Source organism: Halorubrum sp. CBA1229 (genome assembly GCF_003721435.2).
Lineage (GTDB): Archaea > Halobacteriota > Halobacteria > Halobacteriales > Haloferacaceae > Halorubrum.
In genome coordinates this window covers 2,681,310-2,693,457 of sequence record NZ_CP054585.1, presented here as the reverse complement: position 1 = coordinate 2,693,457, position 12,148 = coordinate 2,681,310, and the positions used below count along the sequence as shown (strand labels likewise).

General features: G+C 66.8%; 10 protein-coding genes. 2 read left to right on the top strand and 8 right to left on the bottom strand.

The genetic code is table 11. The annotated features are described in order from the left end of the window. Window positions 1–24: 24 nt before the first annotated feature. From Hrr1229_RS13580 to Hrr1229_RS13550, 7 genes are all read right to left on the bottom strand, one after another. Window positions 25–1,179: a hypothetical protein gene (locus tag Hrr1229_RS13580; protein ID WP_148041736.1), complete on the bottom strand. Its 1,155-nt coding sequence runs from the start codon at window positions 1,177–1,179 to the stop codon at window positions 25–27. 208 nt (window positions 1,180–1,387) lie between these two features. Beyond that, window positions 1,388–3,541: a catalase/peroxidase HPI gene (gene katG / locus Hrr1229_RS13575; protein WP_123112402.1), complete on the bottom strand. Its 2,154-nt coding sequence runs from the start codon at window positions 3,539–3,541 to the stop codon at window positions 1,388–1,390. 158 nt (window positions 3,542–3,699) lie between these two features. Continuing rightward, window positions 3,700–4,920 carry a tellurite resistance/C4-dicarboxylate transporter family protein gene (locus Hrr1229_RS13570; RefSeq protein WP_123112403.1) on the bottom strand — a complete coding sequence of 407 codons (1,221 nt, stop codon included), beginning with the start codon at window positions 4,918–4,920 and terminating at the stop codon, window positions 3,700–3,702. Between the two features lie 293 nt (window positions 4,921–5,213). Then, complete coding sequence (locus Hrr1229_RS13565; protein WP_123112404.1) at window positions 5,214–5,552, bottom strand: CGCGG family rSAM-modified RiPP protein; 339 nt, start codon at window positions 5,550–5,552, stop codon at window positions 5,214–5,216. A gap of 138 nt (window positions 5,553–5,690) precedes the next feature. Then, window positions 5,691–6,362, bottom strand: a complete 672-nt coding sequence (locus Hrr1229_RS13560) for a helix-turn-helix domain-containing protein (RefSeq protein ID WP_123112405.1) — start codon at window positions 6,360–6,362, stop codon at window positions 5,691–5,693. A 56-nt stretch (window positions 6,363–6,418) separates the two neighbouring features. After that, entirely contained in the window at window positions 6,419–7,990 is a 1,572-nt protein-coding gene (locus Hrr1229_RS13555; RefSeq protein ID WP_255212510.1) for a multicopper oxidase, read from the bottom strand. A gap of 468 nt (window positions 7,991–8,458) precedes the next feature. Beyond that, on the bottom strand, window positions 8,459–8,692 hold the full coding sequence (locus Hrr1229_RS13550) for a DUF2249 domain-containing protein (RefSeq protein WP_123112407.1): 234 nt from the start codon (window positions 8,690–8,692) through the stop codon (window positions 8,459–8,461). 331 nt (window positions 8,693–9,023) lie between these two features. Between Hrr1229_RS13550 and Hrr1229_RS13545 the strand changes: the two genes are divergently transcribed. Both Hrr1229_RS13545 and Hrr1229_RS13540 read left to right on the top strand, forming a co-directional pair. Further along, complete coding sequence (locus Hrr1229_RS13545) at window positions 9,024–10,382, top strand: hypothetical protein (RefSeq protein WP_123112408.1); 1,359 nt, start codon at window positions 9,024–9,026, stop codon at window positions 10,380–10,382. 59 nt (window positions 10,383–10,441) lie between these two features. After that, window positions 10,442–11,092 carry a hypothetical protein gene (locus Hrr1229_RS13540; RefSeq protein ID WP_123112409.1) on the top strand — a complete coding sequence of 217 codons (651 nt, stop codon included), beginning with the start codon at window positions 10,442–10,444 and terminating at the stop codon, window positions 11,090–11,092. Between the two features lie 72 nt (window positions 11,093–11,164). On the opposite strand, the gene ddh is transcribed toward Hrr1229_RS13540, so the two are convergent. Next, window positions 11,165–12,094, bottom strand: coding sequence for a D-2-hydroxyacid dehydrogenase (ddh, locus tag Hrr1229_RS13535; RefSeq protein ID WP_123112410.1), 930 nt, complete (start codon window positions 12,092–12,094; stop codon window positions 11,165–11,167). Window positions 12,095–12,148: the final 54 nt, after the last annotated feature.

Here is a 12,148-nt window from a genome sequence, read left to right as displayed (position 1 = left end):
ACGCTTCCCGTGACGCCCGCGCGGTCACGTGATCATCTGCCCGAACTGGAGGATCAGCGGAATCACCGACGAGACCAGGAGCGACACCACGCCCGGCAGGTCGTACGCCCACGTTCGGATCTCCGTCACGTTCCGCCGTCGGGCCTCGAGGACATCCAACCGTGTGGAGACGTCCTCGGGCGAGTGTGCCGAATCCCCCGCACTGGAGAGGGCTTCGTACATGCGCTCGTACTTCGCGTCTATCTCGCCCAAGAGCGTCCGTTTCTCCGACTGAAGGGCGGTGTGGATCGAAAACTGCGGGACCGCGAACAGGACGACGCCGAACAGGAACACGAGGAGGAACGTCGATAGGAACAGCGGATCCGTCCAGGGATCGTACTCGGTGGCGATCAAGAGCACCATCCCGAAGGTCAGGGAGGCGAACCACCCCACCGAGATGACGATGTTGAACCGCGCGAGCGGCGTGAGTTCGACCGCGGCCGTTCGAACCTCTCGTATTCGCAGACGCGTTACGTCGCTGACCAAGCGGACGTGGATCACCGCGACGTGAACGGCTATCAGGAGCCCAACCAGACTCACGATGCCGAACGCGTAGTTGATAACGCCCAGCCAGTCGGCGTACACGCCGAGGGGTAGACGCACCGTCGGAGCGGCGACGGAAACCCGGGGATCCGCGCTCCGTACGTAGATCACGTACGGGGCCCCGACCAACACCAAATCGTAGATCACGCCCGACAGCAGGACGACGGGAAACCACAGCAGGACGCGCCCGAGATCGTACATCTCGGCGATCCGAGACCGAACGACGGCTCGATACTCGGTCTCGGATACGTCGAAGACGGGTCTGAGCCTCACCCACAGCTCCGGGTATCGCTTGGCCCACCACCCGAACGTGAGTCCCCCGACGAACAGGCCGACGGTCCAAACGTAGACCGACCCGGTCCGCAGGAACCGGAGTCCGAACCCGCCTCGGAATGCGATGACCGCGCTCGCCGCAAACGGAACTCCCCCAACGAGCAGTGAGACGGCGAACAGGCTGCGACGGTCGAGCGACCGGAACGCGGCGATCAGCCGCGACGCCACCGGAGATCGGACGTCACTCAGCGCTAATTCGGCGTCTGGCTCGGAATCATCGCCGGAGGAGGGATCTCCCCCCGGCTCCCCGTCAGGGGGCGCCATTCTACAGCGATCGACGGTAATTGATAAAATTCTTCGGACGGTCGAGGCACCGCCGGCGCTCCCGGTCCGTCGGTCCCGGGGCGGTTCTCGACGCCGCCGGGGGATTCATCGCGGAGTGCGAAACCGCCGACCGACGGATTCGGGTCGCTCACTGACCGACCGATCGCGCGGATAAAAACGGCGTCCGCGACGAGCGCGGCGTCGCGACCTATTCGAGGTCGAAGCGGTCGAGCCGCATCACCTTCGTCCACGCGTCGACGAAGTCGCGGACGAGCTTCTCCTCGGCGTCCTGGCTCCCGTACACATCCGCGATGGCGCGGAGCCGGGAGTTCGAGCCGAAGACGAGGTCAAGCCGCGTGGCCTCCCACTCGACCTCGCCGGTCTCGCGGTCGATCCCCTCGTACACGTCCGCCTCCTCCGCGGCCGCCTCGACGGGCTGCCACTCGGTCCCCATGTCGAGCAGGTTCACGAAGAAGTCGTTCGTCAGCGACCCGGGGCTGTCGGTGAGGACGCCGCGGTCCGTGTCCTCGTAGGTGGCGCCGAGCGCGCGCATCCCGCCGACGAGCACGGTCATCTCGGTGGCGGTCAGGTCGAGGAGGTCAGCCTTGTCGACCATGAGCTCCTCGGGGGGGTGCTCGACGCCGTCCCCGAGGTAGTTCCGGAACCCGTCGACCCGCGGCTCGAGCGCCTCGAACGAGTCGGGGTCGGTCTGCTCCTGCGAGGCGTCGGTCCGTCCCGGCTCGAACGGGACCGTCACGTCGTACCCGGCGTCCGCGGCCGCCTGTTCGACGGCGGCGGCGCCGCCGAGGACGATCAGGTCGGCGAGCGAGACGCGCACGTCGTCGTCGCGCGAGGCGTTGAACTCCGCCTGAATTCCTTCGAGCGTCTCCAGCACCGCGTCGAGCTGCTCCGGCTCGTTCACGTCCCAGTCGCGCTGGGGGTCGAGCCGGACGCGCGCGCCGTTCGCGCCGCCCCGCTTGTCGCTGTCGCGGTACGTGGACGCCGAGGCCCACGCCGCCTTGACGAGCTGTCGCGTCGTCAGGTCGGTGTCGAGGATGTCGGCCTTGAGCTCCTCGGCCTCCGCGTCCCCGATCAGGTCGTGGTCGACCTCGGGGATCGGGTCCTGCCAGATCATCTCCTCGTCCGGGACTTCCGGGCCGAGGAACCGCGACGGCGGGCCCATGTCGCGGTGGGTGAGCTTGTACCAGGCCTTCGCGAAGTTCATGCCGAACGCCATCGGATTCTCCTGGAACTCCTCCATGATCTCCCGGTAATCGGGGTCGCGCTTCAGCGCGATGTCGGTCGTGAGCATCATGGGGGTGACGTCCTCGTCGGGGTCGTGGGCGTCCGGGGCGCTCCCGCGGAGCTCCCCGTCTTTGGGGAGCCACTGCCAGGCACCGCCGGGCCCTTTCTCCGCGACCCACTCGTACTCCAGCAGGTTGTCGATGTAGCCCATGTCCCACTCGGTCGGGGAGCCGGTCCAGGGGCCCTCGATCCCGCTCGTGATCGTGTCGCCGCCCTTCCCGGTCCCGTAGTCGTTCTCCCAGCCGAGGCCCTGCGCCTCGATGGGCGCCGCCTCGGGCTCCGGACCGAGGTGCTCGTCGGGGTCGTCGGCGCCGTGGACCTTCCCGAACGTGTGGCCGCCGGCGATGAGCGCCGCCGTCTCCTTGTCGTTCATCGCCATGCGGTCGAACGTCTGTCGGATGTTCTTCGCCGACAGCTCTGGGTCGGGGTTGCCGTCCGGCCCCTCGGGGTTGACGTAGATGAGCCCCATCACGGACGCGCCGAGTCCCGGCTCGATCTCGCCGGGCTCGTCGAAGCGCTCCTGGGTGTCCATCTCGGACTCCGGACCCCAGTAGGCGGAGTCGTCGGGCTCGAAGGCGTCCTCGCGGCCGCCGGCGTAGCCGAACGTCTTGAACCCCATCGACTCGATGGCGACGTTCCCGGCGAGGATCATCAGGTCGGCCCACGAGATCTTGCGGCCGTACTTCTGTTTGATCGGGAGGAGCAGCCGGCGAGCCTTGTCCAGGTTCGCGTTGTCCGGCCAGCTGTTGAGCGGCGCGAGCCGCTGCCGGCCGCCGGCCGCGCCGCCGCGGCCGTCCGCCGTTCGATACGTCCCGGCGCTGTGCCACGCCATCCGGATGAACAGCGGCCCGTAGTGGCCGTAGTCGGCCGGCCACCAGTCCTGTGAACTCGTCATCAGCTCCTCGAGGTCCGCCTTCACTTCGTCGAGGTCGAGCGACTGGAACGCCTCGGCGTAGTCGAAGTCCTCCTCGTAGGGACCGACGTCGCGGGCGTTCTGGTCGAGTATCTCCAAGTTCAGTTGGTTGGGCCACCACTCTTGAGTTGTCTTCTGAGACATTCGGATACGACCTCACGTTCCGTCACCTCGGATAAAAAGATGTTCACTTTGGAGGGATAATAGCAGCAAAAACAACCTGTGTTTCTACTTAATGAATATTTGTTTCTATACTGCGAATTTCATGAGTATTTGTTACGTGTGCTCTCCTCGCATGGACGCTACGTCGCCGTCGATCTGTCGTCCCCTGCGGGGCCACCGCCGACGAGGACCCGCTTGACGGCTCGCCCCGTCCCGACGAGCGTCACCGCCCAGACGAGCAGCGCGAACCACCCCCAGTAGGTCGGCACGACCGAGAGCGCTCCGAACGCGCCGATGCCGGCGAGATTGAGGGTGCCGGCGGTGTACATTCCCATCGGGAACACGCGGCCCCACGCCGTCGGGGCGTAGGCGTGGAGGCGGTCGCCGAACCCCAGCCGCGACCACGGGAACAGCAGCACCCAGACGGGAGGCCGACCCTCGACCCCGTCGGTGAGGAAGGCCCAGACGTCGAGGACGACAAGCAGGGGGATCCACCACGAGGCGATCGCCCACGCGAAGAACGTGGCGCCGACGACGACGGGAGCGTACGGCTCCCACCCGGGCACCGTCCCCAGCAGCGGGCCGACCGTCGCCCCGGCCAGCGTCGTGATGGCCGCCGCGCCCATCGCGATCCAGTACGGTCCCGTCCAGTCGTCGGGGCGAACCGCGCCGTCGAGGAGCCGGTAGGTGACGACGGTGACGACGACGACGTAGAGGACGTACCCCGAGCCGAAGTAGCTCATGCTCAACAGCACGACCGCGTTCCCGTACCCCGCCAGCGGTTCAGCGAGCAGCCCGCCGAGGACCGCGAGCGACTGCATACAGACGATCACGAGCAGAAAGGCCCCGTCGATCCGCTCGCTCACGTCGGCCTTGCCCGCGCCGATAACCTCGGTCGCGAACAGGTAGTACAGCAGCAGCGGCGTAGCGACGACGGTCGCGGCCCACAGCGCGGCCGCCACCGAAACGGCGTCGAAGAAGAGCAGGAACTGGACCCCGACCGTGTCCGTGGCGACGATGAAGGTCAGCGTCCCCCAGTGTCGGTCGCGGTCCCGTAGATCGGCGAGCGTCCGTCGGGGAAACGCCGCGGTCCGAACGGCGAACAGCGCGAGCAACAACGCGTAACAGGCGACGTTGAAGGCCGCCAGCGGCAGCGCGACGACCGGGACGGCCAGCTCGAAGAAGGCAATCGAGACGATCCCCGTCGACATGACGAATCCGAAGTACGCGGGGTCGAGCGCCTCGAGAGCGCTACCGAGCGTCGCCCCGTCAGCGGAGGTGATCCGGCCGTCCGTCTCGGGTGAACTAGTCGTGTCCGTCTCGGGTGAACTAGTCGTGTCCGTCTCGGGTGAACCAGTCATTACAGTTCCTCAACGTGTTGGCCGGCCCCACCGTACCGTCCGCTGCTGGTCGTTCCGACCGTAAGTGGCTACCGTTACGGGGCGGCGCCTCACGAACTCCTTCGATGAATGGAGTGCTCTCGCTCGTGACCTCTCTCGTCGTTCGGGGACGAGCCGAACGACCGGTGGCTCGTCCCGGGCGCCTGTCGTCTCAGGGCAGTCCACCCTGAGGCGACCGATTTAATTTACATCACCGGTAGACGCGTACCGGACCCCCGACTGCGACCGACCCGGACGAACGAACCCCGGCGTCGTCACTGCTGGACCCGATACACGTACCCGCCGCAACCGCACTGATCGACGACGCCGGTCTCCGCGTCCGGGTAGCGCTCGCGGATCGGCGCCTCGAGGTACTCGTCGGGGGTCCCGTGGTTCGGATGCGTGACGAGGTTGACGTGGTAGTCGGCGCCCGTCCGATCGACGGCAGCGAGTGCGTGCTCGATCAACGTCTCGCGGTCGTCGGCGTACCGCTCCCCTTCGAGGTTCGCGGACCACGACGCGTCGTGGCGCTCCGTGAGAAACGACGGTAGCGACTCGTCGGATTCGGCGGCGGGGGTGCGTTCGTCGTCGGACTGCCGGTCTCGTGTGGACATACGAGACGTATGAGACGGACGCACCTCCGCATCAGTACGAACATGTTCGTCACCTCTCGGTTCTCGGCGAGTCAGCGCAGTCCGCACCGCGGCAGTCACACATGACTCAGGTCGTCACAGATCGGTGATCCTGGCGTCTTATCCGTCGTCCTCCGCGTCGGGATCGAACTCGATCGGAGTTCGGGGGAGGTCGTCGACGAACTCCCGGACGATCGTGCGTTCGACGCGTTGGAGGGTCTCGCTGCACGTGGATTTCGCGATCCCGGCGTGTTCGGCGACCTCGGTCAGCGTACAGGTGCGCGGCACGTCGTAGTAGCCGCGTTCGACCGCCTCGAACAACACCTCTCGCTGCCGTTCGGTGAGCGATTCGCCCGGGTTCAACCGCTGTTGCACGTACTCGACGTCGAACTCCGCGCCGACGCCGCGGAGCATCTCCCCGAAGTCGGCGACGCGCTCGTGCGGCCCGGTGACGTCGATCCGGGCCACCCCGTTCTCGATCTCGACGGGCATCTCGATCGGGATGCCGGCCTGCCGCGCGGCCGCCATCAACAGCGGCGCGTGCGCCTCGACCTGGACGGTGGCGACCCCGTCGCTCAACGCCATCACCGAGACCTCCTCGATCGTGTCGTGGGCCGCTATCGCGTCCAGTATCCCGTCGACGTCGTCGACGGTGATCTTCACGAGCGCGAATCCCGCGCCGTCGCCGGGGGTCGCGGTGAGTACCTGGATCCGCGCCTCCGGAAACTCCCGAGAGACCTCACCGACCCACGGTCCGTCCGGGAGGTCAACGTTGAGTCGAGCCTTCGCCATACCGTCCGTTCGCCGTCAGGGGGGAAATGAATTCGTCTTCGCACCCGATCACGACGTCAGTCGCTCCCGCTCTCCTCGTCGGCCGGCCGGACCCTGAACGGTCGCATCATGTCGTGGTCCTCGTGCTCGATCATGTGACAGTGCCACATGTAGTCGCCCGTCTGATCGGAGAACAACCCATCGTACTCCCCGAAGTGCGCGATCACGTGGACCACGTCGCCCGGATCGACGCTGACCACGTCGTTCCACCCGAGCTCGTACGACTCCGGGCCGTCGAGCGCGTCCGGATCGACCTCGTCTTCGGACGGATCGTAGTCGGCGGCCGACTGCCGGCCCAACACCTGGAAGTGAACGAGATGGAGATGTATCGGGTGGGACATCCCCGTGAAGTTGGCGAGACTCCAGATCTCGGTGTCTCCGAGCCTCGGGGCCTCGGTGACCGGGTCCGTGAGCTCGAAGCCGGTCTTCTCGTCGCCGGTCCCGAGCGCGTAGCGCGGGCGACCGTACTCGTCCGACTGCCGGGCGAGCGTGAGGTAGCGTTCGGTGTCGACGGACTCCGCCGAAATCTCGGGGACTCGCGTCAGTGTGTCCGGGAGCTGCGCGGGCTCCCGTTCGCCTTCCGCGGCCGCCACGTCGACGAGCATGATCTCCGGCAGGGGTTCAGCGCCGTCCGCCTCGATCCCGCTCGTCCCGCGATACGTCGCCGGCGCGTCGTTGTGCAGGAGCAGGGTCTCGCCCGCGTGCTCGCCGAAGTCGACGACGACGTCTGCCCGCTGACTCGATCCGAGCTCGAGGCGGTCGGTAGTCTCGACCGGCTCCGAGAGGAGCCCGCCGTCGTTCCCGATTTGGACGAACGGCGGCCCCGCGTCGCCCGTGGTACCCGACTCCTCGTCGTATTCGAGGAGTTTGAGGTCGTAGTATCGGCTGTTGGCTCCGTTGAGCAGGCGGAATCGGTACTGTTCGGGGTCGACGGACAGCCGGGGCCACGCCTTCCCGTTCACCGTCGACACGTCGCCGTAGAACTGCGGAACGACGCTCGGATCGGGGCGCGAATCGTCTCCGTCTCCTTCACCCTGCGTCCTCGCGACGCCCGTGGGGTAGTGCAACGACCCGTCCGCGTTGAAGCTCCGGTCCTGTAACACGAGCGGGACCTCGTTGTCTCCCGTCGGGAGGTCGAGCGCTCGCTCGTGGTCGTTCCGGAGGAGGTAGAACCCCGCGAGGCCGGCGTAAACGTTCAGTCGCGTGATACCGAGCGAGTGATCGTGGTACCACAGTGTTGCGGGCGGTTGGTCGTTCGCGTAGTAGTAGTCCTTCTTTTCGAAGTCGGGGCCCGTCCGTTCGAAGTCGCGGGTGAACCACGCCTGCGGTTTCCCGTCACTTTCATGTTCGACGTTGCCGCCGTGGAGGTGCGGCACGACGCGGGCGCCCGGCTCGTCATACGGAATGATGTCGCCGTGGATGGTCGGATCCTCGGGGAGCAGGTGTTCGTCCGGCAGGTGATTCTGCCACCGGACGTAGATCGGTTCCCCCTGCTCGGCCTCGATCGTCGGCCCGGGAAACTGGCCGCCGTAGCCCCACAGCGTCGTCGGCGGGAGGTCGCGGTGGAGTTTCTGTTCGACCTCGGCCATCTCTACCTCGTAGCGAGGCTGCCCGTCCTTCGTTCCGTTCGGCTCGATGACCCCCGGGCGAGGTACTTCGTCGACCCACCGTTCGAGCTCCGGTGACGTATGGGTCGCATCGGGTGTTTCTCCCCCGTCTTCCGGCTCGTCCGCGGCTACCGGGGCACCAATACTCTTCCCGGAACAGCCCGCGAGCGCCGCGGCGCCGGTGATACCTACGGCCGCGAGAAACTTCCGCCGAGCGACGTCGCCTCGAGCTCGTCCGACCCTGTCATCCATTACATACACGCTAGCGGGGTCGTCCGGATAGGGGACCGGACGAACCCCACTCTATGAGGCGGGTTCCGAATATGTTCGCCGCCAGAGAGAGGTGCGGGGGACGACTGCCGTTGTTCCGCCACCCATCGGGTGTCTTCGATCTGCGGTCCGTCCCGGAGCGAGGCGTCAAAAGCTGTGTCAATACCCGGAAAGCCGTGGTCACTCGTGTTGGATTTCGATATACCACACGTCGGACCCGCCGGAGGTCGTCTCGTGCCGGAACCCGCGTTCTTCGAGGACCTGATACAACGGCTCCGGTTCGAAGCTGTTGACCAACAGCAGCGTCTCGCCGCGCGGAAGCGCCTCGAGCTCGGCCATGATATCGCCGAACGGTTCGCCGTCGATCTCGCGTGCGTCCAGGCGTCGATCGGCCTCGGGTCGCTCAGTGGCCATATCCCTTCAAGCGTCGACGAGGGGGTGGGCGTTCCCCCGAACGTATTCGGGGACGCGACCCTGCGCGGCGGTCAACACTCGGTTCCCGCGAACGGGCATCGGTCGGCTCCGTTCGGCGGGGTCGCGGAACACGCGCTTACCGTCCCGTCGACGAGCGTTCGCAGGCGTTCGATCGCCTCGTCCGGAAGGACGTATCCGAGACGGTAGCCCGCTCCGATGGGGCGGGTCGACCTGACGTTCGTTTCACTCCGATTAAAAGGCCGTTCCACGGCCGGCGGAGGGTAACATCTTCGGTGGTACTGTCAGGTGTGCGGAGACCGTACCTACGTCCATGGGCGCGATCCCAGGCAACATCGAGACGGACCAACAGCCCCCGATGACGGTCCCGTTACGACATTTCGTCGTCGGGCTCGCCTTCCTCGTCGCGGGGATCGGGGTCGGGATCGGCTTACAGCTGAACGCCGTTCCGGGACTGGGGCGGCTCGCTCACCTCCATCTCCTGTTAGCCGGATGGATCTGTATCACGATCATGGGAGCGATGACGCAGTTCGTGCCCGTCTGGTCGGGAGCGACGCTCCACTCCCGGCGTCTCGCGAACGTGCAGTTGGGGCTGGTCGTCGCCGGTCTCTCCGGGTTCGTCGTCGCGTTTCTCCGGGTCGAGACGGCGTGGCTCGTCCCGTTCGCGACGCTCATGCTCGTCGGCTTCTGGGTCTTCGCGTACAACATCGTCCGGACGCTCGGCACGGTCGAGGAGTACGACGTCACCGAGCGACACTTCCTCGGTGCGCTCGGCTTCTTCCTCGTGGTGACCGTTCTCGGCGTCCTCCTCGCGATCGATTTCACGGTTCCGACGTTTTGGCGGGTCGGCGTCGGCCGGTCCGGGGTCGTTGGAGCCCACGCGACCCTCGCCGTCTTCGGTGCCGTTCTCACGACGGTGTACGGGGCGCTGTACCAGCTCGGAACGATGTTCACGCAGACGGAGCTCCACGGGATCGACTATCGCCTTCGATCGATCGAGGAGATCGCGCATCCCACCGGCGTTGTCGTGCTCGCGGTCGGTCGGCTCGCGGCTCACGCTCCCGTCGCACGGGTCGGCGGCCTGTTGATCCTGTTCGCCGCGTCGGCGTTCTGTCTCATCCTGGCACGCAAGCTGTACGAGATGCGGGTCGAACGGACTCCGATGCACACGCGGTACATCGCGGCGGTGGGCGCGCTCGCGCTGTGGGTCGCCGTCTCGGCGCCCGCGTGGATCGCTGACCCGTTGACGCGTGCACAGCTGCTCGGCGCGGCGAACGCCGGCCACCTGCTGTTGTTGGGGGCGATCGGATTCGTCGTCGTCGGGACGCTCTACCACATCATTCCCTTCGTGATCTGGGTCAACCGGTACAGCGATCTGCTGGGGTTGGAAGACGTTCCGATGATCGACGACCTCTACGACGACCGACTCGCCGCGGTCGATGGAATACTCCTCGGGAGCGGAAGCGCGGTGATCGTCGGCGCGAACCTGTTGGAGGTCACCGGAACGCCGGCGCTCCTCGGCGGGCTGTTAGTGGGCGTCGGCGTCGCGGCGTTCGTGTCCAACATGGTCCTCGTGTTGGTCCGCCACAGCCCTCACTCAGTCGACCGGATCCTCTTTGGCTCGTTCTCGCCGCGCCGGACGGGCGCCCCCGACGAGGCGGCCGAGGAGTGACGACCGGCTCGAACATGTACGGGGGTAGGAGTACCCCTCGCGATCTCGAATGGGCGCACATGCCCAGCTTTCCGTCGCCGTTCGGGTCCGATGACAGCGATCTGTTCGACGGGTACGACGAGTTCGTTTCGGATCACGTCCCGAGGCCGGGCGAGTTCCTCGAGGCTCACGACCTGCTCACCGGGGCGGACCACGTCGCGTTTCACCGCCTCACGCGCGACTGCTTCGAGGAGCGAAAGGTGTACGACATGACGTTTAATTACAATCTCGCCCGGCTGAACCTCGACACGCGCCACACGGGCGCCGGCTACCGCTACGCCGTCGAACGCGAAGACGCCGACGACGCCGTCGAATGCGCCGACACCGACGACGCCGTCGACTCGGAAGAGATCGACCGCGTGCTCCGTGCGGAGTTCACGCCGACGACGCCGTTCTGTCCGCAGACCCACACGCTGACGATCGGGTCGTTCCGCGCGTGGAACGGGCTTACGGAGAGGCACGAGTACGACCTCGTCCGCGTCCGTGCGGCACCGATGCATCACCAGAGCGAGGCGATCAACGAGCAGCTCGCCGACCTCGAAGAGACGTACCTCGAGACGGGGGACGTGACGGCCGACCCTGAGGGCGGTTCCGAAATCGGGTCGAACCCGATGGAGCGGTCGATGGAGAACGAGGGGCCGAGCCGCGGATCGACGGACGCCCCGTTCTGAAAAGAGTTATTCCGTCGGGGCATGGCCGTTGCGCAGTTGATTACGTTGACCCCGTCGAGATCGGCAACGGCGTCAGAGAACGCGATTGGCCGGTTCGTCGCCGGCGCGGAGTCGGCGGACGTTCTCGCGGACGATCGCCGCGACGTGGTCGACGTATTCGCGGGTGAACGCGCCGCAGTGCGGCGAGACGATCACGTCGTCCAGCTCCCAGAGCGGCGAGGAGTCGGGGAGGGGTTCGGTCTCGAACACGTCCAGGGCCGCCCCGGCGACGTCGTCGTCTTCGAGCGCCGCCACGAGCGCCGCCTGGTCGACGACGCCGCCGCGCGCCACGTTCACGAGGTACGCGTCCTCGCGCATGGCCGCGAGCACGTCGCCGTCCACTAACCCTCGCGTCTCGTCGGTGAGCGGGACCGCCAGCACGACGAAGCGGGCGTCCGCCACCGCCGTTTCCAGTTCGGACGGCGTGTAGACGCGATCGACCCCCGGTTCCGGGACGGGCGTCCGCCGGACGCCGTCGACGTCGAGACCGAGCCCGGTCAACCGATCGACGATCCCCCGTCCGAGACCCCCGAGACCGACCACGCAGGCCCGTTCCCCGGCGACCGTCCAGGCCTCGTCCCACTCCGGTTGCGACCAGTCCCCTCGTTGCTGGTTCGCCGCGTGTTCGTGCAGGCGACGGGCGAACGCGAGCAGGTATCCGGCGACGGTCTCGCCGATCGCGTCGCCGTGGATCCCGGTGCTGTTCGTGAGCGTGACGTCCGCTTCGCGGAACGACTCGCGCGGGAAGCGGTCGACGCCGGCCTGCACGGAGTGGACCCATTCGACCTCATGGAACCGCTCGCGATGGGCGAACGTGACGACGCCGTCGCAGGCGTCCGGCACGGGCCCCTGTTCGTCGAGGACCGTCGTCTCGACCGACAGGTCAGACAGTCGATCGATCAGTACCTCCGGCGGGAAGAGGGTCGAAACCGACGGATCCGCTCCGAGCGTGTCCAGGTCCATACCGGTATCAGCAGCGGTCATCAGTTAATACGTTTTGCGAACGGCTTCGGCGAC